Genomic DNA, 24381 nt, shown 5'->3' with positions numbered 1-24381 from the left:
CTAGTAAATCGCGCTGCTTTTGTCTGCGCCTGCCATCATGACTTTGGCCTGTTCGGTGCGGATTTCATCGTAGAGTTTCATGCTGTCGGCATCAAATAGGGCTTTGGGTTGGTCGTATGTTTGAAAGCTGTCTTTGCCATAAGAGCCACGTGCAGGGATAGCATAGTCTTTGACGCCGCCTGCTTTGCGCATTTTTGACGAGATGTATCGGATGGCGACGCCGATGCGGCGGTCATCCGATACATTGGGGCCGGAGCCGTGGATTGTCAGGCCGTGATGCAGGCTCATGAAACCGGGCGGGAGTTCGACGGCGACTTTGTCTTCCTCGGCCACATCGACGGCGATTTCTTGGCCGCGGGAGAGAAGGTTTAGTTCATCAAAACTGTCCTCGTGTTTCAGGATTTCGTTTTTGTGACTGCCTTTGACGAAATCCATGCAGCCTGAAGCCGTGGTGGCGGGAGAGAGTGCGAGCCATGCTGTGAGGATGTTGTCCATGTCACCCATGCCCCAATAGGCGAGGTCTTGGTGCATTGTGACAACGTGTTTTGTGTGGGCTTCTTTGGTGAGAAATTCCACAGAATAGAGCATGACATTTGGGCCAAGGATGCCTTCGACGGCGTCTAGGATCGGGTCGTGCAGGCCGATTTCACAGGCGAGAGGCATAACCACTTGGGCATTGACGCGTTTGTAGGTGTTAAGAGGGAGGGGGAGACCGTTATCGAGCCAGTTCGCTTCGATGGTTTGAAGGTCTCTGCGCCATTGGGCGGCTTGGGCTGTGTCTGCGACTTTGATCGGGAACAGATAACCGTCATCCCAATAGGCATCTTTTTGCGATTGGGTTAGGTGGCCGTTTTCGAGGTTCAAACCGTCCAGCATAGAAGTCTCCCTAGCGTTGCATGATCACAGGTAAGCGCGGGGTGGCGCGTGATTCTAACGCAAATGCGACAGGAGTTTCCCCACCGCGACTGATCGCGGTGGGGATATCGGGCTTATACGCCGATTTCTGAGATGAATTTGGTGCGTTGGTAGGCCTGTAAGCCTTCTTCGCCGCCTTCTGTGCCATAACCAGAGTGGTTTACGCCGCCAAAAGGTGTTTCTGGTGTGGAGATGCCGAAGTGGTTTACGCCGAACATGCCCGCGTTCACACGATCGCCGAGTTCTTGGGCCAAGGCGCCGTCTTTGGTGAAGGCGTAAGAGGCGAGACCCAATTCCAGTTTGTTGGCGCGTTCGATCAGGTCTTCTTTGTCGGAGAAAGAAGAAACTGGTGCGACAGGACCAAAGGGCTCGTCGTTCATGATTTTGGCTTCTTCTGGGACGCCCTTCAGAACCGTTGGTTTGTAAAAGAACCCTTCGTTGCCGAGGCGTGACCCACCCGCGAGCAGTTCTGCACCGTGAGAGATTGCGTCATCCACGAGGTCTTGCATCACGTCCAAACGGCGAGCACCGATCAGGGGGCCCATTTGTGTGCCGTCTTGTATGCCTTGGCCAACAACAACGTCTTTGGCGTGGCCCGCCATACGTTCGGCGAATTCGTCATAGGCCGCGTCTTCGACGTAAAAACGTGTTGGGGAGATGCAAACCTGACCCGCGTTGCGGAATTTTGTCGCCGCGCAGAGTTTTGCTGCGGCTTCGATATCGGCATCTTTGAAGATCATCACTGGGGCGTGGCCGCCAAGTTCCATTGTGCAACGGATCATGCGTTTGGCGGCTTGGGCCTGCAAGAGCATGCCAACCGGTGTGGAGCCCGTAAAGGACAGCTTTTTGATGATTGGGCTATCGAGCAGATAGGAAGATACTTCGGCGGGTTTACCCCATACGAGGTTCAGGACCCCATCTGGAAGACCTGCGTCTTGGAAACAGCGGGCCATCGCGATTGCGGCGGATGGTGTTTCTTCGGAGGCCTTCATGATAATGGAACACCCAGCTGCAAGACCATTGCCGAGTTTGCGCATTACGTTGGATGCAGGGAAGTTCCATGCCACGAATGCGGCGACAGGGCCTACTGGTTCTTTTACCATCATTTGGCGCTGACCAGGCATACGTGCAGGGATCAGGCGACCATAGGCGCGTTTGCCTTGTTCTGCGTCCCAGCGCAGACAGCCGATGACGAAATCCATTTCAAGTGATGCTTCGCCAACAGGTTTGCCCATATCGAGCGCGATGTTCTTTGCAATGTCGGCTTTACGCTCTTCCATCAAATCGGCGGCTTTGTTCAAAATGGCCTGACGAGCCAACGGGGAGGTTGCGCGCCAAACCTTGAACCCTTTGTCCGCAGCGGCGAGGGCTGCGTCGAGATCAGCCTGTGAAGCGTGGGGAAGTTGGCCCAAAACCTCTTCTGTTGCGGGGTTAATCACGTCTTCGGTGATTCCCGAAGTTCCGTCTGTCCATTTGCCGTCGATGAAAAGTTGAAGATTTTCGTAAGCCATATCGCACCTTTTTGATTGGAGTTGGGTGCTTTAGCCATGTTTAAGTGTGTGCAGCAATGGATAAAATTCTAATGCTGGCTTGAATTCGCATGCGTCAAACAATGCGATGGAAAACATTTGCGTTAGGGATAACTTATGGTATAGCGCGGCAGAGTTAACCGATGGGGCTGTCGGATGTAATCCAAACCCCTTCTTTTGAAGTGCCCTTTGGGCCAAAGCGCAAAGCCTAGCTTTCGCGAATTATGAGGACTTGAAACATGAGCGACGTAGCAGATCGTGTAAAGAAAATCGTTGTTGAGCACCTGAGTGTTGACGAAGAAAAAGTTGTAGAAGGTGCATCCTTCATCGACGATCTGGGCGCAGACAGCCTGGACACAGTTGAGCTGGTTATGGCGTTCGAAGAAGAGTTCGGCATTGAAATCCCAGACGACGCTGCAGAGACTATCCAGTCCTTTGGCGACGCGGTGAAGTTCATCACTGAAGCTTCCTAAGACCTTAACGGGTTTGAAATTCTGAAACGCGGTTCCTGAAAAGGGGCCGCGTTTTGCGTTGGGACATGGTGTTCGCACTCTTGCCCCGCGTGAGCGCAGCCTGTAGGTAGGCGATAAGCAAATTACAAGGAATACGGGGGCTGTCATGCGTCGGGTTGTTGTCACAGGTTTAGGAATGGTTTCACCGCTTGCTTGCGGGGTTGAAGAAACGTGGAAGCGTTTGTTGGCGGGCGAAAGTGCGGCTGGACCGATTACACGGTTTGACGCGGACCATTTGGCCACAAACTATGCCTGCGAGATCCCACGCGGCGACGGAACGGATGGCACGTTTAATCCTGATGATTGGATGGAGCCCAAAGAACAACGCAAAGTGGATGATTTCATTCTGTACGGCATTGCAGCGGCGACACAGGCGGTTGAAGACAGTGGCTGGAAGCCTGAAACGGATGATGATTTTCACCGCACGGGTGTATTGATCGGGTCTGGTATTGGCGGATTGGACAGCATTGCGAAAACCGCGATTACGCTGAAGGAAAAGGGGCCACGTCGGGTTTCTCCGTTCTTTATCCCTGGAGCTCTGATTAATCTGGTGTCTGGTCAGGTCTCCATCAAATACGGATTTAAAGGGCCAAACCATTCGGTTGTTACCGCTTGTTCCACGGGTGCGCATGCCATTGGTGATGCAAGCCGTATTATCGGTTTGGGCGATGCGGATGTGATGGTTGCAGGTGGCGCGGAAGGTGCGATTTGTGAAATCGGCATGGCCGGGTTTAACGCATGTAAAGCATTGAGCACAAAACGCAGTGATGATCCAAAGGCGGCGAGCCGCCCTTACGACGAAGACCGCGATGGGTTCGTTATGGGTGAAGGTGCTGGCATCGTTGTTTTGGAAGAGTACGAACACGCCAAGGCGCGCGGTGCAAAGATTTACGCCGAAGTGCTTGGCTATGGCATGTCGGGCGATGCGTATCACATCACCGCGCCATCAGAAGATGGCGATGGCGGGTTCCGCGCGATGCAAGCGGCGCTGCGCAATGCGGGGTTGGAACCAGGTGCGGTGGATTACATCAACGCGCATGGCACATCCACAATGGCCGATACAATCGAGCTGGGCGCAGTAGAGCGGATGCTGGGGGATAAGGTGAAATCGGCGACGATGTCATCAACAAAGTCGTCCATTGGGCATTTGCTGGGCGCTGCGGGTTCTGTTGAGGCGATTTTCTGTATTTTGGCCCTGCGGGATCAAATTGCACCGCCAACGATCAATTTGGACAACCCTGCTGTTGAAACGGATCTGGACCTTGCGCCGAATTCCGCCCGCGAGCGGGAAATTAACGTCGCCTTGTCGAATTCATTTGGCTTTGGTGGTACGAACGCTTCGTTGGTGATGGGGCGTGCGTCCTGACGCATACCCACACCCTTGAGCAGTTAAAAATAGCGGAAAGCGCGTAAATGGCACGGCATATTGCGGCGAATTTTGTCAATCTGTTGATCGTTCTTTTGATCGCGGCGGGTGGTTTGTTTTATTGGGCGAAGGCCGAGTTTAGCAATCCGGGACCTTTGGAAAATTCTATCTTTGTTGAGGTTCCGCGTGGTGGGTCGATGTCTCGTTTGTCCCGCGAATTGGAAAGCGAGGGCGCGATTAAACATGGTTTGATCATGCGCGTTGCGGCCAATTACAATGGGCAGGCGGAGAAGCTGAAGTTTGGGAATTATGAAATTCCTGCAGGCGCGTCGATGGCGGATATTTTGAATATCGTCACCAAAAGTACCGCGAGTGTGTATCAGTACCGTGCCACCTATCAGATCGGGATCAAATCCGCGCGTTTGGTTTTGGATGAGCGCAAAGATGATGGGTATGAGCGGCTGGCTGTGTTTGGGGCTGGTGAAGAGCTGCCTGAGAATTATGCAGCGCTGGTTAAAGCAAAAACGCCGATCAATTACAGAGTGACCGCTGCAGAAGGTGTTACGTCTTGGCAGATTGTGGAGATGCTGAACAAGAGCGATTTCTTGGGCGGTACAGTGGAAAACGTGCCCCCAGAAGGGATGCTGGCCCCAGATACATACGATGTGCGGCGTGGAACATTGGTGAGCGAAGTGCTGGACCAGATGTTTAACGCGCAAAAACGGATTTTAGCGGAGGAATGGGAAAACCGTGCGGCTGATTTGCCGTTCGATACACCTGAAGCGGCGTTGACTTTGGCGTCGATCATCGAAAAAGAAACTGGTGTGGCCGAAGAGCGCCAAGAAGTATCGGCGGTGTTTGTGAACCGTTTGAACAAGGGTATGAAGTTGCAGATGGATTCGACCGTTGAATATGGTCTGACCAACGGCACAGGGTTCTTGAACCGTGGTTTGCGACGTAGTGAGCTGGCCAAGAAGACGCCATACAATACATATATCATTGATGGTTTGCCGCCCGGGCCGATTGGGAATCCAGGTCGCCCCGCGATCCGTGCAACGCTGAATCCGAATACATCGAATAATCTGTTCTTTGTGGCGGATGGCACAGGGGGACACGCGTTTGCGGAAACCTTGGTGGAACACAATGCAAATGTTGCGAAATGGCGCAAGATCGAAGCAGAAAATCGCCGTAAGCAACAACAGAACAGTGGTGGATGACGCCAGAGCGTTCGGCGAAAAATTGTTTTAAAACAAACGCTTGATTGACCTGTTGCGTGTGGGGTGTTGCGTGAGCAACGCGCATTTCGTTGACATTGCGAACGGATGCGGGTACCTATTTTGACATGATGGAGTAATTGGGTATCGACCCTTTGCACCACGCCTTAATCTTAAACATTTGTGGTCATGGCGCCAGCGAGAGCGGCTTTGCACCCTATTGCATCCCAACATGGCATGTGTGGGGCGTTTTGGTTTTGGCGCGCTGCTTTGGACAAACTAACCGCGGGTCGTTTTTGTTTCCTCTGTTGCGGATAAGATTCCGCTTGGAACCATATACATATGAAAAACTCTGATCATGCAGACGCGAAAGCACTGCCATCCTTAGTTCGTGCTGCGCGGACTGATGTGTCAAAGCTGCGCAATGCAATTCTGAGAGAGCTTTCGACGCGAACTTATCGGGACTCTCCTGTTTCGACGGCACATGTTTTGCGGCTTGTTCGTGAATATGGTGCGGCCCTTTTGAAATTATCATCCCTTGAGGATCAAGTTGACCAATACAGCGACTCAATACGCGGCATTGCCCAAGGGAATGCCGTCGACCTCGACAATGCAAGACGTGAAGTCCTTGATCGAATTGCTCGGTTCCGCGAGCGAAGAGGAGGTTGATGCGTTTCTGAAAAGCCTGAGTGATGAGACGTTACAGGCGTTGCCATATCTGTTTGAATTTTGGGCGTTGCCCCATCAGTTGGAACCGGCAGGCGATTGGTCCACTTGGGTAATCCTTGGGGGGCGGGGGGCTGGTAAGACCCGTGCGGGTGCAGAGTGGGTGCGATCTAAGGTGGAAGGCGCTGGGCCCGCAGATGCAGGACAACATAAGCGTGTGGCGTTGATCGGGGAAACGCTGGATCAGGTGCGCGAAGTGATGGTGTTTGGGGATAGTGGGATCATTGCCAACAGCCCACCTGACAGAGTGCCAGAGTGGCATGCGGCACGCCGCGCGTTGGTTTGGCCAAATGGCGCGGAAGCTTGGGCCATGTCGGCCAGCAGCCCAGAGCATTTGCGAGGGCCGCAGTTCGATTGCGTTTGGGCGGATGAATTGGGGAAATGGAAAAAGGCGCGCGATACGTGGGACATGATGCAGTTTGCATTGCGTTTGGGGGAAGATCCACGGGCCCTTGTGACCACAACACCGCGCAATATCGGTATTTTAAAAGAGATTTTGGAAGCGGATGATACGGTGGCGACACATGCTCCGACCGAGGCAAACCGCGCCAATTTGGCCCCGAGTTTTCTGAAGAAAGTGTATCTTGATTACGGGGGCTCGCGTTTGGGAAAACAAGAGCTGGACGGCAAGATGATCGAGGATGTGGAAGGGGCTTTGTGGCCTGCACATGTTCTTGACGGGTTGCAAAAAGCGGATGTGCCAGAAATGGATCGCATCATTGTAGCGGTTGATCCGCCCGCATCGGGAAAATCCACCGCAGATGCCTGTGGGATCATTGTAGCGGGCGTGCAGACACACGGTGGTGGGCCCGAACATTGGAAAGCGTGGGTTTTGGCCGATGAAAGTGTGCGCGGGGCGAGCCCAGCGGCTTGGGCCAAGGTTGTGGCCGATACTGCGAAAACGTGGCAGGCGGATCGTGTCGTTGCGGAGGTGAACCAAGGGGGCGACATGGTTGAGGCCGTATTGCGCCAACAAGCACCAATGCTGGCGTATCGCGCCGTCCATGCGACCCGTGGGAAAACCGTGCGCGCAGAGCCTGTTGCGGCGCTTTATGAGCAAGGGCGGGTGTGTCATGCCAAGGGGTTGCGAACGCTTGAAGATCAGATGGCCGAGATGACCTTAACGGGTTTTGCGGGCAAAGGATCGCCTGACCGCGTTGATGCACTGGTCTGGGCGCTGACCGATTTGATGATTGATCCTGCCGCATCATTTACCATGCCGCGGATTAAGCGGCTTTGATTTTACGGCAGGTTTTAGGGCTGAAGTGGCCCAGAACTCTGCAATCCGAACATCGAAATATTAAGGAGCGAGACCAGATGGTTCTGCAATTTTTGCGTGGGGCATCCCAAAAGGATGTGCCTGAAGAAAAAGCATCGGCCACAGGGCCTGTGATCGCCTTTCATGGTGCAGGGCGTCCTGCTTGGTCTGCGCGGGACGTTTCGTCCCTGACGCGCAGTGGGTTTTTGGCCAACCCTGTTGGATTTCGATGTGTGAAGATGATTGCCGAGGCGGCAGCGGCGGTTCCGCTTGTGCTGCAAAATGCGGAAAAGCGATACGATACGCATCCGATGTTGGCGTTGTTGGCGCAACCCAATCCCCTGCAAAGCCGTGCGGATTTGATGGAGAGCTTTTTTGGGCAGTTTCTGTTGTCCGGGGATGGTTATTTGGAAGCAGCCGGAGTGCGATCTGTTGGTGGGCCAGAGGAATTGTATGTGCTGCGGTCGGATCGGATGAAAGTGGTTCCCGGTACGGATGGTTGGCCGATTGCCTATGAATACAGTGTGGGCGCGCGCAAGGTGCGGTTCGACATGCAAGGGGATTTGGCGCCAATTTGTCATGTGCGATCTTTCCACCCGCAAGACGATCACTATGGATTGTCACCCATTCAGGCCGCAGCCACATCGCTGGATGTGCATAACGCAGCCTGTCGGTGGTCTAAGGCGTTGTTGGATAATGCTGCGCGGCCATCTGGTGCGATTGTGTACAAGGGGGTCGATGGGCAAGGGACGCTGCAATCGGATCAGTACAACCGATTGGTGGACGAAATCGAAGCCAACCACCAAGGGGCACGCAATGCGGGGCGGCCCATGTTGTTGGAAGGTGGTTTGGATTGGAAACCGATGGGGTTTAGCCCATCTGATATGGAGTTCCAGAAAACCAAGGAAAGTGCGGCGCGCGAAGTGGCGCTGGCTTTTGGTGTGCCACCCATGTTGTTGGGGCTGCCAGGGGATGCGACCTACGCCAATTACGCCGAGGCAAACCGCGCGTTCTACCGCCTAACAGTTTTGCCGCTGGTGGAAAAACTGGCGGCGGCGTTAACGGGTTGGTTGCCTGATCATTTTGACGAGCAACTGACGTTAACTGCGGATTTGGATGGCATTCCAGCATTGGCAATTGAACGCGAAGCGCAGTGGCGACGGGTGGCGCAGGCGGATTTCCTGAGTGACCGAGAAAAACGGAGGCTGTTGGGGCTCCCGACTGAAATGGATGAGTAGGGGTGAAGGGTCCAAATATTTGTATGAGCCCTTTGAAGCGGCGGCCAAGCTTGAGACACATAAACAAGTGACGGATGAGCGGTGGATCGGGCTGGAGCGGCGATTGGACACCATCGAAAAGGCGCTGGAGCGGTTGGAAAAACGACTGTGGCTGGCGGTGTATGGAGTGGTTGCCTTTGTTCTGACGCGCGGCGTGATGTCGTTGTTGGAATTGACGCAAGATGCCGTGTGAGCGGCGAAATTTAAGGACATTGATATGATCTATGTAGGCAGCGGCGCGGCGCTGGAGACCAAATTTTGCCGTTTTGAAACGGATGTGAATGTGTCGGATGAGGCCGAAATTTCGGGATACGCATCCGTTTTTGGCGCATCTGATCAAGGTAATGATGTGGTGCAAAAAGGGGCCTATGCCGCGTCTTTGAAGGCCATTCAAAACAGTGGACGCCGCGTGAAAATGTTGTGGCAGCACGATCCATCCAAACCTATCGGGGTGTGGGATGACGTGCGCGAAGATGAAAAAGGCCTGTTTGTGAAGGGCCGAATTTTGGCCGATGTGCAGGCAGGTGCAGAGGCATTGTCGTTGATCAAGGCTGGCGCAATTGAGGGCTTGTCTATTGGTTATCGAACAATTCGTGCGGAAAAATCGCAAAAAGGTAAGCGATTGTTGCATGAACTCGATCTTTGGGAAGTTTCATTGGTGACATTTCCAATGCTGCCCGAGGCGCGGGTTGAGACAGACGCGAAGGCGGATGATCAACTGGCACATGAGCTGGTCGCGATGTTGAACGCGGCTCGCCACGAGATGTTGGCGTAAGGGCCAGCACCAAACACGAAACTCATACAAGGATTGGTTCATGAGCAATCAAGGATCCAAAACTCGGTCTGACCAGGCGGTGTCTGGTGGATCATCGTCAGTGGAGGTGAAAGCCGCCATGGGCGAATTTTTGCAAGACGTTGGAAAGATCAACAGCGAATTGAAAACCCGAATTCAGGAACAGGATAAGAGATTACACATGTTGGAACGTAAAACGGTTGAAACGCATCGCCCTGCTTTGTCGGCAGTGGCAGAAATTGAAGTGCCGCACAAAAAGGCGTTTGCTGCCTATCTTCGCTCTGGCGATGATGAGGGGATGCGAGCCTTAGATATGGAAGAAAAGGCGCTGTCCACGGCGGTGTCCGCGGATGGGGGATATTTGGTCGATCCACAGACGGCGGATCAGATTGCAGGCGTGCTGCATTCAACCGCGTCTATTCGTGCGATTTCCAATGTGGTTGCCGTTGAATCCACGGCTTATGACGTGCTGGTGGATCACACGGAAGTAGGGGCTGGTTGGGCCACGGAAACGGGTTCGGCCACGGAAACGGACACGCCGCAGTTGGAGCGTATTTCGATCCCGCTGCACGAATTGTCAGCCTTGCCAAAGGCATCACAGCGGTTGCTGGATGACAGCGCGTTTGATGTGGAAGGTTGGCTGGCCACACGGATTGCAGACAAGTTTTCGCGCGCCGAAGGTGTAGCGTTCATTTCTGGTGATGGCATTGATAAACCAACAGGTTTTCTGACCTATACCGCCGTTGATAACGCAAGTTGGAGCTGGGGTGATCTGGGGTATGTGGCGACGGGTGCAGATGGGGATTTTGCGGCAACCGATCCTGCGGATGCGATTGTGGATTTGGTTTATGCGCTGGGTGCGCGGTATCGGGCGAATGCGTCATTTGTGATGAATTCTAAAACCGCAGGTGCCGTTCGTAAAATGAAAGACGCGGATGGGCGTTTCCTGTGGTCCGATGGGTTGGCAGCGGGAGAACCTGCACGCCTTATGGGCTATCCAGTGTTGGTGGCGGAAGACATGCCAGATATTGCATCAGATGCGACGGCGGTTGCGTTTGGGGATTTCAATGCAGGGTACACCGTGGCCGAACGCCCTGATCTGCGTATTTTGCGAGATCCGTTCAGTGCGAAGCCGCATGTGCTGTTTTATGCCACAAAACGTGTGGGCGGTGATGTGAGCGATTTTGCTGCGATCAAACTTTTGAAGTTTGCGGCGTCCTAACTCCTAAATCGAATTCACCCTCGTTTTTCGGGGGTGGGTGCAACGGAAGCTTCGGCTTTTGTTGAAAAGGGCCAGCTGGTCCTGGTGTCCTCGTGTTTGTCATGCTGCTCCCCTCCGTCCGGCGAGCGTGGGGGCACCAAACTTAATTTTGATCCGTAACGGAGACTTCACCACATGATTTTGACTGAATTGACGACGATTCCGAGCGCGGCTTTGCCGCTGGAACTGTTGAAACAACATCTGCGGGTGGGCACTGGGTTTTCCGCAGATACGGAACAAGATGAGCTGCTGGAAGCCTATTTACGCGCGGCGATGTCGGCGGTTGAGGGGCGCACAGGGTGTGTTTTGCTGGAGAAAACGTTCAATTGGGGGCTGACGGGGTGGCGCAATTATGATCGCCAGGTTTTGCCCGTGCGCCCTGTGTCCGAAGTGACAGAGTTGAAAGTTGTAGAACGGGGTGGGGCAGAAACAATTTTGGCCCCCGAAACCTATCATTTGGAAAAAGACAGTCAGTATCCAGCGTTGATTTCCGTTGGGAATGCCTTGCCTGTCGTGCCCCAAAACGGATCCATAGAGGTGACATTTGCGGCCGGATTTGGGGATGATTGGGACAAGGTTCCTGCGGATTTAGCGCGGGCGGTTCTGTTGTTGGCCGCGGATTTTTATGAAAATCGCGCCAGTCGGGATGGGGCGAACCTGCCGTCCAGTATTCTGAGCTTGTTAGAACGGTTTCGCAAAGTTCGATTGTTGGGAGGGTGAGTATGAAACACACACCTTCACTAAACTGGGCGTTGGTCTTGGAAGAACGTCAGCGTGTGGCCGATGGCGCAGGCGGGTTCAACGAAACTTGGGTGACATTGGGCACAGTATGGGGCGAGGTTCAGGCCCGAGGTGCGCGTGTTACTGAAGTTTCGGCAGGGGCAACATCGTTGGCGCGGTATCGCATTTATGTGCGTGGTGCGCCGAAGGATGACCTAAAGCGGCCCAAAGTTGGGCAGCGATTTCGATATGGCGACAGCGCCTATACCATTGATTCCGTTTCAGAAAGCGATTCAAGCGCCATGTATTTGATGTGTTTGGCACGCGAAGAGGTGCTGTCATGACCTATGCCGTTTCTTTTGCGTTGCAGTTGGCCGTGTACCAAACCTTAGCGAGCAATGTGCCGCTGGCGGATTTGATTGATGACAATGTGTTTGATGCACCGCCCACGGGAACAATCCCGCAAACCTATGTGGTGATTGGCGATGAAACTGCGCGGGATAAGTCGAGCAAAACCAGTGCAGGTGCGATGCACGAGTTTGTGGTCAACGTGGTGTCTGATACCGCTGGGTTTGCGACGGCAAAGCAGGTGGCAGCCGCCGTTTGTGACGCATTGATTGATATGGATGCCGCGTTAAACCGTGGTCGATTGACGGCGTTAAATTTTTACAGTGCGCGCGCAGTGCGCGAAGACAGCCCTGGCATTCGTCAGATTGATCTAAGGTTCCGGGCATATGTCGAGGATGATTAACGCGTTAAGCAGTGCCTTTACGCGTTTCATAACAATAATTTACACCATTTGGAGAATGACAATGGCTGCTCAAAACGGCAAGGACTTGCTGGTCAAAGTGGATATGGATGATGCGGGTTCGTTTGAAACGCTTGCGGGGCTGCGGGCGTCAAAGATCGCGTTTAACACCGAAACGATTGATGTGACATCTTTGGAGAGCACGGGGGGATGGCGCGAACTGTTGTCTGGTGGTGGCGTGAAAACAGCCAGCATCAGCGGGTCGGGTGTGTTCCGGGATGATGTGACAGATGAACGGGCGCGGCAGATTTTCTTTGACGCCCATATTCCCGATTTTCAGGTGGTTGTACCCGATTTTGGCATTGTGGAAGGTCCGTTTCAGATCACGGCGTTGGAATATGCTGGGGATTACAACGGTGAGGCGACCTATGACATGACCTTGGCGTCTGCGGGCGCGTTGGCGTTTACGCCGATCTGATGGTGAACCCTTTTCGTGGCGAAGTGGCGATCATTCTGAATGGTGAAACCTGCGCAATGCGGTTGAGCCTAGGGGCGTTGGCAACCTTGGAGCAGCGGTTGGGTGTTGAGGGCTTGTTGCCCCTGATCGAACGGTTTGAAAACAGTGCGTTTAAGGCGGAAGACATGATCTTTTTGTTGTTTGCTGGTTTGCAAGGCGCGGGTTGGGACGGCTCAGAGGATGATTTGCGCAATGCAACAATCGAAGGCGGCCCCATGGAAGCGGCGCGGGTCGCAGCGGCGTTGTTGCGTGTGACGTTTTCTTTACCCAGTGGACCTGTTGAGGCCGCATGATTGACTGGATCGCCCTGATGCGCATTGGCATGACGCATCTTCGGCTGCAGCCTCATGAGTTCTGGGCGTTAACACCTGTGGAATTGATGGTGATGGCGGGGATGGAGCCAGGGGCAACCCCAACAATGACGCGCGCAAGTTTGGATACCTTGTGCGCGCAATTTCCCGATACATAATGCGAAAGTAGGTAAGCAATGGCCGAATTTGGGGCGGATGTTGAACGTCTGGAAGAGCAATTGGTTTCTTTGGAGGCCAATATAGCGGGGACGGCGCAAATGACTGCGGTGTTTCAGCAAGAACTGAATGGTATGCAGCATAGTATTTCCCTTGCGGAACGCGAAGCACGTGGGTTTTCGCGATCCCTAAGTCGTGGAATGCGAAGCGCCTTGGGGGATGTGATCCTTGAAGGTGCGAAATTTTCGGATGTCTTGGGGTCGCTGGCACAGACAATGATCCGCACCACGTTTAACCAAGCTGTGTCACCCGTTACAGATGCGATTAGTGGCATTTTGACGGGTGGTGTGAATTCGATCTTTGGCGCAATTTTCCCCAGTGCCAATGGAAATGCGTTTGCTGGCGGGCGCATCACGCCCTTTGCCAATGGGGGTGTTGTAAATGGCCCCACTGTTTTCCCGATGCGCGGTGGCACTGGGCTGATGGGCGAAGCGGGACCAGAGGCGATTTTACCCTTGTCACGCGGTGCGGATGGCCGACTGGGCGTTAAAGGGGGCGGGGGTGGTGGCGTGCATGTCACGATGAACATCACAACGCCAGATGCCGATAGTTTCCGCCGTTCCCAAACCCAAGTTGCGGCGGGGTTAAGCCGTGCCATTTCCCGAGGAAACCGAAACCAATGAGGTCTTAAATGACAAATTTTCACGAGGTTAGATTTCCCGCTGGGTTGTCGTTTGGATCCGTCGGCGGGCCAGAGCGGCGCACCGAAATTGTTACGCTGAACAGCGGATTTGAAGAGCGGAACACGCCCTGGCAGGATGCCAGGCGGCGCTATGATGCAGGGGTGGCGATGCGATCTGCGGATGATCTGGATACTGTTCTGTCGTTTTTTGAAGCACGGGCAGGGCGGTTGTATGGATTTCGCTGGAAGGACTGGTGCGATTACAAAAGTTGTTTGCCATCGCGCGAACCCGCGTTTGAAGATCAGGAAATTGGCGTTGGGGACAACGTGCTGACCGAGGTACAGTTGTGCAAAAACTATGTTTCGGGGGAAACGGCGTATTGCCGCGCGGTGACCAAGCCGATTGAGGGAACTGTTTCCATCGGGGTTGGGGGCGTTGAGCTGTTCGAAGGAGAGGGGTTTTCCGTCGATTATTCCACTGGCGTGGTGCGGTTTGTCGAAGCCCCATACGAGGCGGCGTTGATCACAGCTGGATTTGCCTTTGATGTGCCTGTTCGATTTGACACGGATCGTTTGGAAATGAGCATGGCGCATTTCGCGGCGGGCAATGTGCCAAATATTCCAGTGATTGAGGTGCGCGTCTGATGAGGCATATCAACGAAAATCTGCAAGCACATTTGGATACGGGTGCAACGAACATGTGTCGCGCGTGGATTGTAACGCGACAAGATGGGGTTACGTTTGGGTTTACCGATCACGACAAAGCGTTGGTGGTGGACGGGGTAAGTTGTGAGGCGGCGTCAAGCATGGATGCGACGGCAGTTGAGACAACCACTGGGTTGTCGGTCGATAACTCCCAAGCGGTTGGGGCGTTGAGTTCAGCGGGCATTACGGATTTGGACATTGAAACGGGCAAGTTTGATGGGGCCGAGGTGCGCCATTTTTTGGTAAACTGGCGCGACACCGATCAGAAAATCCTGCAGTTTCGCGGCTCTCTTGGGGAAATCCGGCGCGGATCAGGGGCGTTTGAGGCCGAACTGCGTGGGTTGAGCGAGGCGTTAAACAAACCTGTGGGGCGGGCGTATCTGCGCCAGTGTGATCGTATTTTGGGAGATGCAAAATGCGGCGTGGATATTTTTGCAGAAGGGTTTGTAGGTGAAGACACTGTTTACACGTCTTCAGGACGACGGGTGGTGGAGTTGCAGCACCTTGGGGCGTTTGAGCAGGACTGGTTTGTGGGGGGCAAAGCAACTTGGGTCACTGGTGCCAATGCAGGTTCAGATGGATTGATCAAAGTGGATCATCTGCGCGGGCTGGTGCGGGTGATTGAACTGTTTGAAGAAACCAAGTTTCCGATTGAAAACGGGGATATCCTGCGGGTTCATGCTGGGTGTGATAAACACGCGGAGACTTGTAAGGGGAAGTTTGGCAACTTTGCGAATTTCCGTGGCTTTCCGCATATCCCTGGTGAGGATTGGAGTGTGGCCTATCCCGTTGCAGGAACAAATATGAATGGCGCGAGACGCCCATAATGCCCTGTAATCAGAACGCAAAGATCGTGCGCGTGGCGCGCGATTGGATTGGCACGCCTTATCGTCATCAACGCAGCACAAAGGGCCAAGGGGCGGATTGTCTTGGTCTGTTGCGCGGTGTTTGGCGCGAAGTGTTAGGGGCAGAGCCGGAAGCTGCGCCTAGTTACACAGCAGATTGGTCTGAGCAGTCTGGAGAAGAACGGTTGTGGCAGGCAGCGGCGCGGCATTTGCGCCCTGTCGAAGTTCAGCCTGATCGGGCAGGGGATGTGGTGCTGTTTCGCATGCGAGGCACAGCCGTGGCGAAACATTTGGCGATTCTGGGGGATGGGCGCGATGGATTCCCCACATTGATTCACAGTTACAGCGGCACTGGTGTTGTTGAAACGCCTCTGACGCCTGCATGGGCGCGTCGCATTGTTGCGCAATTTGAATTTCCCGACAGGAGGGGCTGATGGCGACTATTTTACTTTCTGCTGTAGGCGCAGCCGTAGGTGGCACGTTTGGTGGCACAATTGCGGGGCTGACAGGGGCTGCTATCGGCAAGGCGATCGGGGCGGGCATTGGTGGCTTGATCGACCAAAAAATACTGGGCACGGGTAGTCGCGTTGTTGAAACGGGACGGTTGGATACGTTTCGCCTGCAAGGTGTGACCGAAGGAGCACCAGTGCCTCGTGTGATGGGACGTGCGCGCATTGCGGGCCATTTGATCTGGTCAAGTCAGTTTCAGGAACACGTCACAACGACCACGAGCGGCGGTGGCAAAGCCACGTCTACGCCGAAAGTGACCAGTCGGCGTTACACGTATTCGGTAAATGTGGCTTTTGCGATTGGGGAGGGTGTTGTCGATAAGATCGGGCGCATTTGGGCGGATGGGCAAGAGGTAAGCCGCGGAGATCTGAATATCGCTTTTTATTCTGGGGATGAAACGCAGACCCCTGATCCGACGATTGCGGCGATTGAAGGGCTGGAAAACGCGCCGCATTATCGGGGTACGGCCTATGTGGTTTTTGAGAATTTGCAGTTGGCGGATTACGGCAATCGCATCCCGCAGTTCAATTTCGAAGTGTTTCGCAAGGCGCAGCCAACACATGTAACTGTTGATGATCCGTCACAAGACATCGGTGGCGTGTGTTTGATCCCTGGCACGGGTGAATATGGGCTGGCGACAACGGCTGTGGAGTACCCAGGTGGTTTTGCCGATGGGGCAGTTGCCAACGTAAACACAAACCGTGGCGACACGGATGTGGTTCATGCAATCGAGGATTTGCGCGCAGACGTACCGAATGTGACGTCTGTGTCGATGGTTGTGAGTTGGTTTGGGGATGATTTGCGGTGCAATGAATGCACGTTGACACCGCGCGTGGAACACAAAGATGCAGACGGGCGCCCAATGCCTTGGCTTGTGTCAGGGCAAACGCGCAGTACTGCGCAAATTGTCAGCTATGTGGAGGATCGCCCCGTGTTTGGGGGAACTCCTGCGGATGCGTCGATTCTTGAAGCCATCGCAAAGTTGAAAGACGAAGGGTTGGACGTTGTTTTCTATCCGTTTGTGTTGATGGATATTCAGGAAAACAATGGATTGCCCGATCCGTATTCGGACAATGACAACCAACCCGTGATGCCATGGCGGGGGCGCATTACCCTGTCAAAGGCAGCGGGTCAGGCGAGTAGCCCAGATCAAACGGCGGCGGCTGGTGCAGAGGTTGCCGCGTTTTTTGGGGCTGCGCAAGTTTCTGATTTTGCGATTGTAAATGGGAAAGTTGAATATTCTGGACCAAATGAATGGACCTATCGCCGGTTCATTCTGCATTACGCGCATTTGTGCGCGATTGCGGGCGGCGTTGAGGCGTTTAACATTGGTTCAGAGCTGCGGGGGTTGACGCAAATTCGCGATGGATTGGACAGCTTTCCCACCGTGGTTGCGCTCCAGCAGTTGGCGCGGGATGTGCGAGCCGTTTTGGGGCCAAACACAAAGCTGGGATATGCGGCGGATTGGTCGGAGTATTTCGGGTATCATCCGCAAGATGGATCGGGCGATGTCTGGTTCCATCTTGATCCACTGTGGGCGCAGGCCGAAATAGACTACATCGGGATCGACAATTACATGCCGTTGTCAGATTGGCGGGATGACATTGGGCATTTGGATGAAGGGGAAGGGTCGGTTTACTCTCTAGAGTATCTGCGCAAAAACGTGGCAGGCGGGGAAGGGTATGATTGGTATTACCCTGATCAAGTGGAGCGCGATGCGCAAAACAGGTTCCCTATCACAGACGGGGTGTATGACGAGCCGTGGGTGTTTCGTTATAAAGACCTGATCAATTGGTGGAATCACGAGCATTACAACCGCATCGCAGGGGTGCGCCAAAATACGCCAACACAGTGGTTGCGCCAATCTAAACCGTTCCGATTTACGGAATTTGGCTGCCCTGCAATAGACAAGGGCACCAATCAACCGAATGTTTTCGTGGACCCAAAATCATCGGAATCTGCACTGCCCTATTATTCGGACGGCTCCGTCGATACGTTGATGCAGATGCAATATTTGCGGGCGGTTTTGGGACACTGGAGTGATCCGCAAAATAATCCGCAATCAGAGATTTATTTCGGACCAATGGTTGATTTGGCCAATAGCCACGTGTGGGCATGGGATGCTCGACCTTGGCCCGACTTTCCCAATCGTTTGTCTGTTTGGAGTGATGGTGAAAACCACGCACGTGGGCACTGGATCACGGGGCGGTTTGCAGAGCAATCCTTGGCGGCAATTGTATCCGAAGTCTGTGAGATTTCGGGCCTAAGCGACATTGATGTGTCAGAACTTTATGGCTCAACAATCGGGTATGCGATGAAAACCGTGGAAACGGGGCGGGCGAGCTTGCAACCCTTGATGATGGCGTTTGATTTTTCGAGCACTGAAGTGGACGGCAAGCTGGTGTTTAAGAACCGTTCTGAACGGATTGAATACACGGCGTTGCCCGCGAATTTGGTGCAGTTGGGGAATGATCCAGTAGTTGGAAAAATCCGTGCGCCCGAAGCAGAAACAACGGGACGGGTGCGCGTATCCTATTGGGATGAAACGCGTGAGTATCAAACGGGTACTTCGGAATACGTTTTGGCAGATGACACCAGTGATGCCACCTCCCATGTTGAATTGCCGGTTGCACTGCGACCTGGTCAAGGAGCGCAACTGGCAAGCCGTTGGTTGGTGTCTTCTCGTGTTGCGCGGGATGAGTTGAAGATCGCACTGCCAATGACGCAACAACGCATAGTGCCAGGGGATGTTATCAAGCTGGATGATGGGGCGACGGGGGGCACGTACCGTGTGGAGCGGATCGAAGAACATGGTGCGCGCGCTGTCGAAGCTGTTAGGGTTGAGCAAACGGTTTATAAACAACGCGATATTGGATCGACCATTGGCACCGTTTCCGATGTGCGGCCTGCGCGGTCGATTTTCTTTCGGTTTCTTGACCTGCCGCTGTTGCAATCGAGCCAGACGTCTATCGGGCCACATGTGGCGGCGACAGCAATGCCGTGGCCCGGTGGGGTGGCCGTGTACAAATCCTCAAGCGATGACGGTTATGTGCTGAACACTGTGTTAGAAACACCGACACAGTTTGGATCAACACAGTCGATTTTGAGGGATGCCTGTATTGGGCGCTGGGACGAAGGGGAAGGTGTGGTTGTAAAGCTGTCGTCCGGCGCATTGCAGAGCCGCACGCATTTGGATGTTTTGAACGGTGCAAATATTGCCGTGATCGGGAATGGATCAAGCGCGGGATGGGAGATTTTCCAATACCGCGAGGCAGAGTTGCTAGGGGATGGCACCTATCGCTTGCGCGGGTTGCTGCGTGGCCAACTGGGCAGTGATGCGGACCTGATAGGGGATTGGCCGATTGGCTCTGAGGTTGTGTTTTTGGGCGCGGCACTGAGCCAAGTGAACCTGACGGATGCGGATCGCGGTTTAGAACGATATTTCCGTGTGGGCCCCACCAATCAAGCGGTGAGCGACAAAACCTATTCGACGCGGACTGACACATTTGATTTGATTGCGCTTCGCCCTTTGTCGCCTGTGCATCTGAAAGCACGTAGGGTTGGCAGTGATTTGAATGTTAATTGGATCAGACGCACGCGGATTGACGGGGACACGTGGCTGGGGATGGATGTGCCACTTGGGGAAGCCTCGGAGGTATATGAAGTTATCGTGACCGCAGCTGGGACCGAAGTGCGGCGCGAAACGGTGACGATGACACAGTGGGTGTACACAGATGCAATGCGAACGTCAGACGGAGTGTCTGGACAGATTGGCATTGCAGTTTCACAAGTGTCTGAACGGTTTGGCGCTGGGCCTGCTGCATTTGTTTCGTTTGAAGTGTGAGCAAAGGATTTGCGCGCGGTTTTGCACCAAGACATCGTCGCCCTTGCGACGTGTTTGTTGAAACAGCCATCTGCAAAACGTTCCAAATTCGCGGCTATTATGGTGGCACAGGCCCATACCGCCGATCTGTTCCGTTTGCACCATGGTCGTGCGCACTATCAGTTTGGGGATGGAACGTTGGCATCTTGCTGTTCACGCGAGAATGCCCTGTGCGAGCGCCGTTTGGATGATCCTGATTATGCGGACTGTATGATCAAAGCGATTGAGGCGGTTGTTGCGTTTCGCCATTCACAGTGTGCGTCGGATCGCCATCACAGTTAGCTGGTTTGAATCAGTTTTTGTGATTATCACGATCAAAACTCCCAAATTGTTTTCTGTGCCGGTTTCGCGTAAGACAGACCTAACAGCAAAATTTGCAAAGGTCATACGATGACACAAGAAGCCGTAAATATTACCGAACTCGATCCCGTCTGGTCGCGTATCCGTTTGGATGCGCAAGAGATGATCGAAGCAGAGCCGATTATGGGCGGGCTTGTCCATTCTGGCGTGCTCCACCATTCCTCCCTTGAAAATGCACTCAGTTATCGGATGGCGTTGAAGCTGTCCTCTGACGAAATGCCAACGCAGATTTTGCGCGAGCTGATCGACGAGGCTTATGCAGATGATCCAACGCTCGGCGATGCAGCGCGTGCGGATTTAACAGCTGTGTTTGAGCGAGATCCCGCATGCCACCGTTTGATTCAGCCAATCCTGTTTTTCAAAGGATTTCAGGCAGTTCAATCCTATCGCATTGCCCATTGGCTTTGGACGAAGGGGCGTCATGCTATGGCGCAGTTTATGCAGATGCGCTCTTCTGAGGTGTTCGGTGTTGATATCCATCCAGGGGCGGTTGTAGGCCGAGGGATCATGATCGACCACGCCCATTCTATTGTGATCGGTGAAACCGCGGTTGTAGGGGACAATGTGTCCATGCTGCATTCCGTGACGCTCGGTGGGACAGGCAAAGCCGACGGAGATCGTCATCCAAAGATTGAGAATGGCGTGTTGATCGGTGCGGGGGCCAAAGTCCTTGGCAACATTCGTATTGGGTATTGCAGTCGTATTGCGGCGGGTTCTGTGGTTTTGCAGGAAATTCCGCCCTGTAAAACAGTGGCAGGGGTTCCAGCCAAGATTGTTGGTGAAGCAGGCTGCTCACAGCCGTCCCAATCCATGGATCAACTGCTCAGCTATCAGTGATTAATTCTTTAAGTTGCTGAAATCACTGTGTGAAATCAAACCAAACTCTTCCGCTGTGGCCAATGCCACGATGGGAGAGTCCACATCATATTTGCGCTGATACAGTTTCACCGCGATGTTGGTTTGTTCATCCATCCACCCCGTCAATGCACCTGAATAAAAGCCGCGCGCCTTGAGCGCGCGTTGAATGCTCTGCACAAAATCTTCGGTGTAATTGTGCGGACATACGGCGCGAAACCATTGTTCTTTGCGTGGGGATACAATCTTGCGCACCGTGACCGTGTCATAAGTTGCTTCGCGGATGACAGTCGTTTTACCCGTTTTGATATCCACGGCCAAACGGGCAGGCGTCAGTGGTGTTTTTTCCGTGACCGTTTCAATAACGGCTGGGGTGAATTCATGGCCGTAACAGTCGATCAATCCAGCGTTTGCAGGCAGCTTTGGGTGATCTGGATGGGTGAGTTTGGACACAATTTGACCGCCCTGCGCAACGGATGCGCAAGCGAACAGTGCCGCGAGGGCAATGGGTATGATACGTCTGCTCGGTGCCATTTTTGGTCTCGTTTGGGTGAAACCTAGGTAGTTTTACACATAAAACAAGCGTTTCGATCAACCAGCGCGGTTTTGCGCGGATTGTGTTGCATCTGCGTGGTGTGGATCGACCAACTGATCCAGCATGTAAGAAATATCTTCCACCTGCTGGGCCACCACATGCACAACTTTGCCATCGCGCTGAATTGTGCCCGTTACCCGCAGCAAACGCCCCGCCACCACAGCGCGGCGAAACCGTTGGTACACATTTTTCCACACCACAATGTTCGAAATTCCCGTTTCATCTTCAAGGGTTAGAAAGATTACGCCCTTTGCTGTGCCAGGTCGTTGGCGCACCATAACCAATCCAGCCACGCAGACGCGGGCCCCTTGCGGCGGCTCGTTCAACCGCCCGTGGGGCAGGGAGAGAGGCGGTCTGGGCCATGGATTACGTTCACGCATAAGAACAAAAATAGAACATTTATTAACTGCATTCAAGAAACCCCGAAAAAATTGCGTCAAAAAAACACTGGCAGCATTTTTTCGCAGTGATACAAAAGGCGCAACGAAATTTGGCAGCCAAGGAATCATAGCATGGCCAAGATTACCTATATCGAACACAACGGCACGAAACACGAAGTAGACGTGGCCAACGGCCTGACAGTGATGGAAGGTGCGCGCGACAACAACATCCCTGGCATCGAAGCAGATTGTGGTGGCGCTTGTGCCTGTTCCACATGCCATGTCTATGTGGATGCGGCTTGGGTGGAAAAACTACCTGCCAAAGATGCGATGGAAGAAGACATGCTCGATTTCGCATGGGAGCCAGATGGGGAAAAATCTCGCCTGACATGCCAAATCAAAGTGACAGATGCGCTCGATGGTCTTGTGGTGCAAATGCCCGAGAAACAGATTTGATCAAACGATCTGCAGCAGTTGTGATGGCCGTCCTTTTGGGCGGCCTTCCTGCTTTCGGGGATAGTCTGAAACGCACTGAAGGTGCGTGGAGCGTTGTTTTTGACCAAGCCACAGATCGATATGGCCACGCCATAATGGGCAATGTGCCCGAATGGGGGCGGTTGTGCCTGTCGAACGGGGATGAACAAGTCTGCGTAACCCTCTCAAAAGACTCTGTTTTTGAAGATATGGACCCACGACTGTTTGACGTCGATCAAGATGGCGAACCCGAAGCTGTGGTTGTCGAAAGTAAACTTGGTCTTGGAGCGGCATTGGTCATTTATGATCTGCAAGATGGCAGCCTAAAACGTACAGCCAATCCGAACATTGGAACACGGTTTCGCTGGCTTGCGCCAATCGGGGTCGCCGATTTTAACGGGGACGGCGATATGGACGTGGCCTATGTGGACCGCCCGCATCTGGCGAAAACATTGCGGGTTTGGACATATCGTGATCGGGGCCTGACGGAAATCGCGTCCATCAAAGGGGTGACGAACCATTCCATCGGCGAAGATTTTATCACCTCATCCATTCGCACCTGTGATGGGCTGCCAGAAATGATCCTCAACGATGCGCGGCGCAGGAACATTGTGTCTGTGTTCTTTGAAGATGGGAAACTCACCTACAAGGATTTGGGTAGATATCACGGGCCAGATTCGGTGATCACGCCGCCGAAGTGTTAACCTTTCAAATATCCCCGACTTGATCGGGGACCGATACGCAATTTCGTGCGTGGCCCCTGATCGGATCAGGGGCGGTTTCGCATCAGATGCTTAGCCGTGCCCGCTTTTTAATCTGGCTAATGGCTACACCGACCAAGATCAGCCCTAGCGCATAGATAAACTGCGCTGGCAGCGTTTCCCCAAGCAGCACAACGCCAAAGATCACCGCCCAGATCGGCACTTGATAATTGACTAGGCTCAGAAAGCTCGGACCCGCAGAATTGATCACCGTCACCAACATGATCGTCGCCAGCGCCGTGGTGAACAGCCCAAGAAATGCCACACCCAGCATTGCCTTCATGGGCGCAACAGTTGGCACACCTTCCACAACCAATGCCACGGGCACAATCAGTAAGGTAGCGAGTATCAATCCCGCCGCTGCAAATCCCATGTTAGACGTGGGCGGGCACAGCCGCGTAATGATCGCTCCAATGGCGTAACAGCAGGCCGCGCCCACACAGGCGAGCCGTGCAATGGGCTCCCAACTGGCCCCAGACAATTGAAACGCATCCAGCCCGATCAACACAATTGTCCCGACAAATCCAATCCCGAACCCGATCACTTTGCGCAGCCCCATTGTGTCTCCTGGCACCAAAAAATGCGCAAGCGGCAGCACCAACAGGGGCACAACGGCCATCGTTATCCCCGCAAATCCGCTGGTCACATAGACCTGTCCCCATGACAGCAGTGTGAACGGAACCGCATTTGTAAACACCGCCATCCCCAGCGCATGTAACCAAATCCGCTTGCCACTTGGCCCATTCCATTCTGGCAAACGTCGCCCCATGGCATAGGCCAAAACGGTGAGGGCAATCGCGCCAATGGCGATGCGAAAGGCAGCGACCCACAAAGGCGCATATCCTGTCAGTGCAAATTTGGAACCCATAAAGCTCGCCCCCCAAATCACGCCAAGCGTAATCAGCAAGAGCCAATTTTTCAGACCAGCAGCGGCGGGAACAGGTGTCATGGAGAGGTCCAATTCAAGAATGCTCCATCCATACCGCGCCTTTGACGCCAACGCACGTGCAATTCGTCGCAAACCCCAT

At 53.8% G+C, this 24381-nt stretch carries 28 protein-coding genes; 23 read left to right on the top strand and 5 right to left on the bottom strand.

Annotated features, from left to right (window positions below; genetic code table 11):
- Complete coding sequence (locus QBD29_RS12095) at window positions 1-876, bottom strand: phytanoyl-CoA dioxygenase family protein (RefSeq protein WP_280098348.1); 876 nt, start codon at window positions 874-876, stop codon at window positions 1-3.
- A 113-nt stretch (window positions 877-989) separates the two neighbouring features.
- Window positions 990-2426: an NAD-dependent succinate-semialdehyde dehydrogenase gene (locus QBD29_RS12090; protein WP_280098347.1), complete on the bottom strand. Its 1437-nt coding sequence runs from the start codon at window positions 2424-2426 to the stop codon at window positions 990-992.
- A gap of 257 nt (window positions 2427-2683) precedes the next feature.
- On the opposite strand from QBD29_RS12090, the gene QBD29_RS12085 reads away from it, so the two are divergent.
- The 21 genes from QBD29_RS12085 to cysE all read left to right on the top strand — a co-directional run bounded on the left by QBD29_RS12085 (window position 2684) and on the right by cysE (window position 21125).
- Window positions 2684-2917, top strand: a complete 234-nt coding sequence (locus QBD29_RS12085) for an acyl carrier protein (RefSeq protein WP_280098346.1) — start codon at window positions 2684-2686, stop codon at window positions 2915-2917.
- 145 nt (window positions 2918-3062) lie between these two features.
- A complete protein-coding gene (gene fabF / locus QBD29_RS12080) occupies window positions 3063-4322 on the top strand; it encodes a beta-ketoacyl-ACP synthase II (protein ID WP_280098345.1) in 1260 nt (419 codons plus the stop codon).
- 47 nt (window positions 4323-4369) lie between these two features.
- Window positions 4370-5539: an endolytic transglycosylase MltG gene (mltG, locus tag QBD29_RS12075; protein WP_280098344.1), complete on the top strand. Its 1170-nt coding sequence runs from the start codon at window positions 4370-4372 to the stop codon at window positions 5537-5539.
- Between the two features lie 589 nt (window positions 5540-6128).
- Window positions 6129-7502 (top strand): terminase family protein, encoded by a 1374-nt coding sequence (locus QBD29_RS12070; RefSeq protein ID WP_280098343.1) that lies wholly within the window; start codon window positions 6129-6131, stop codon window positions 7500-7502.
- 77 nt (window positions 7503-7579) lie between these two features.
- Window positions 7580-8758 (top strand): phage portal protein, encoded by a 1179-nt coding sequence (locus QBD29_RS12065; protein WP_280098342.1) that lies wholly within the window; start codon window positions 7580-7582, stop codon window positions 8756-8758.
- 19 nt (window positions 8759-8777) lie between these two features.
- A complete protein-coding gene (locus QBD29_RS12060) occupies window positions 8778-8990 on the top strand; it encodes a hypothetical protein (RefSeq protein WP_280098341.1) in 213 nt (70 codons plus the stop codon).
- A 24-nt stretch (window positions 8991-9014) separates the two neighbouring features.
- The gene (locus QBD29_RS12055) at window positions 9015-9572 is read left to right on the top strand and encodes an HK97 family phage prohead protease (protein WP_280098340.1); all 558 of its coding nucleotides are present in this window, start codon (window positions 9015-9017) and stop codon (window positions 9570-9572) included.
- Between the two features lie 40 nt (window positions 9573-9612).
- The gene (locus QBD29_RS12050; protein WP_280098339.1) at window positions 9613-10812 is read left to right on the top strand and encodes a phage major capsid protein; all 1200 of its coding nucleotides are present in this window, start codon (window positions 9613-9615) and stop codon (window positions 10810-10812) included.
- A gap of 174 nt (window positions 10813-10986) precedes the next feature.
- The gene (locus tag QBD29_RS12045) at window positions 10987-11571 is read left to right on the top strand and encodes a hypothetical protein (RefSeq protein ID WP_280098338.1); all 585 of its coding nucleotides are present in this window, start codon (window positions 10987-10989) and stop codon (window positions 11569-11571) included.
- A 2-nt stretch (window positions 11572-11573) separates the two neighbouring features.
- Window positions 11574-11915, top strand: a complete 342-nt coding sequence (locus QBD29_RS12040) for a head-tail adaptor protein (RefSeq protein ID WP_280098337.1) — start codon at window positions 11574-11576, stop codon at window positions 11913-11915.
- On the top strand, window positions 11912-12322 hold the full coding sequence (locus QBD29_RS12035) for a DUF3168 domain-containing protein (RefSeq protein WP_280098336.1): 411 nt from the start codon (window positions 11912-11914) through the stop codon (window positions 12320-12322). Before QBD29_RS12040 ends, QBD29_RS12035 begins: the two co-directional genes overlap by 4 nt.
- 61 nt (window positions 12323-12383) lie before the next feature.
- Window positions 12384-12797, top strand: coding sequence for a phage major tail protein, TP901-1 family (locus tag QBD29_RS12030; protein ID WP_280098335.1), 414 nt, complete (start codon window positions 12384-12386; stop codon window positions 12795-12797).
- On the top strand, window positions 12797-13129 hold the full coding sequence (locus QBD29_RS12025; RefSeq protein ID WP_280098334.1) for a gene transfer agent family protein: 333 nt from the start codon (window positions 12797-12799) through the stop codon (window positions 13127-13129). The genes QBD29_RS12030 and QBD29_RS12025 overlap by 1 nt, the downstream gene beginning before the upstream one ends.
- Complete coding sequence (locus QBD29_RS12020; protein WP_280098333.1) at window positions 13126-13305, top strand: rcc01693 family protein; 180 nt, start codon at window positions 13126-13128, stop codon at window positions 13303-13305. Before QBD29_RS12025 ends, QBD29_RS12020 begins: the two co-directional genes overlap by 4 nt.
- Window positions 13306-13323: 18 nt before the next feature.
- On the top strand, window positions 13324-13986 hold the full coding sequence (locus QBD29_RS12015) for a phage tail tape measure protein (RefSeq protein WP_280098332.1): 663 nt from the start codon (window positions 13324-13326) through the stop codon (window positions 13984-13986).
- A gap of 8 nt (window positions 13987-13994) precedes the next feature.
- On the top strand, window positions 13995-14630 hold the full coding sequence (locus QBD29_RS12010; RefSeq protein WP_280098331.1) for a DUF2460 domain-containing protein: 636 nt from the start codon (window positions 13995-13997) through the stop codon (window positions 14628-14630).
- Complete coding sequence (locus QBD29_RS12005; RefSeq protein ID WP_280098330.1) at window positions 14630-15517, top strand: DUF2163 domain-containing protein; 888 nt, start codon at window positions 14630-14632, stop codon at window positions 15515-15517. Before QBD29_RS12010 ends, QBD29_RS12005 begins: the two co-directional genes overlap by 1 nt.
- On the top strand, window positions 15517-15969 hold the full coding sequence (locus QBD29_RS12000; protein WP_280098329.1) for an NlpC/P60 family protein: 453 nt from the start codon (window positions 15517-15519) through the stop codon (window positions 15967-15969). The genes QBD29_RS12005 and QBD29_RS12000 overlap by 1 nt, the downstream gene beginning before the upstream one ends.
- The gene (locus QBD29_RS11995; protein ID WP_280098328.1) at window positions 15969-19889 is read left to right on the top strand and encodes a glycoside hydrolase/phage tail family protein; all 3921 of its coding nucleotides are present in this window, start codon (window positions 15969-15971) and stop codon (window positions 19887-19889) included. The genes QBD29_RS12000 and QBD29_RS11995 overlap by 1 nt, the downstream gene beginning before the upstream one ends.
- Window positions 19890-19898: 9 nt before the next feature.
- On the top strand, window positions 19899-20210 hold the full coding sequence (locus tag QBD29_RS11990) for a hypothetical protein (RefSeq protein ID WP_280098327.1): 312 nt from the start codon (window positions 19899-19901) through the stop codon (window positions 20208-20210).
- A gap of 108 nt (window positions 20211-20318) precedes the next feature.
- Window positions 20319-21125: a serine O-acetyltransferase gene (cysE, locus tag QBD29_RS11985; protein WP_280098326.1), complete on the top strand. Its 807-nt coding sequence runs from the start codon at window positions 20319-20321 to the stop codon at window positions 21123-21125.
- Here cysE and QBD29_RS11980 read toward each other — a convergent pair whose 3' ends face one another.
- Window positions 21126-21677 carry a peptidoglycan-binding domain-containing protein gene (locus QBD29_RS11980; protein ID WP_280098325.1) on the bottom strand — a complete coding sequence of 184 codons (552 nt, stop codon included), beginning with the start codon at window positions 21675-21677 and terminating at the stop codon, window positions 21126-21128.
- Between the two features lie 57 nt (window positions 21678-21734).
- Window positions 21735-22118 carry an OB-fold nucleic acid binding domain-containing protein gene (locus tag QBD29_RS11975; protein WP_280098324.1) on the bottom strand — a complete coding sequence of 128 codons (384 nt, stop codon included), beginning with the start codon at window positions 22116-22118 and terminating at the stop codon, window positions 21735-21737.
- 132 nt (window positions 22119-22250) lie between these two features.
- On the opposite strand from QBD29_RS11975, the gene QBD29_RS11970 reads away from it, so the two are divergent.
- Together QBD29_RS11970 and QBD29_RS11965 are read left to right on the top strand one after the other, a co-directional pair.
- Window positions 22251-22574, top strand: a complete 324-nt coding sequence (locus QBD29_RS11970; RefSeq protein WP_280098323.1) for a 2Fe-2S iron-sulfur cluster-binding protein — start codon at window positions 22251-22253, stop codon at window positions 22572-22574.
- Window positions 22575-22597: 23 nt separating this feature from the next.
- The gene (locus QBD29_RS11965) at window positions 22598-23296 is read left to right on the top strand and encodes a VCBS repeat-containing protein (protein ID WP_280098322.1); all 699 of its coding nucleotides are present in this window, start codon (window positions 22598-22600) and stop codon (window positions 23294-23296) included.
- Between the two features lie 82 nt (window positions 23297-23378).
- Here the strand turns inward: QBD29_RS11965 and QBD29_RS11960 are convergent, their stop codons facing one another.
- On the bottom strand, window positions 23379-24302 hold the full coding sequence (locus QBD29_RS11960; protein ID WP_280098321.1) for a DMT family transporter: 924 nt from the start codon (window positions 24300-24302) through the stop codon (window positions 23379-23381).
- Between the last annotated feature and the right edge of the window lie 79 nt (window positions 24303-24381).

Source organism: Amylibacter sp. IMCC11727, assembly GCF_029854195.1.
In the GTDB taxonomy this organism is placed as follows: domain Bacteria; phylum Pseudomonadota; class Alphaproteobacteria; order Rhodobacterales; family Rhodobacteraceae; genus Amylibacter.
The sequence above is the reverse complement of the archived record's forward strand: the minus strand, read 5'-3'. Positions and strand labels throughout refer to the sequence as shown.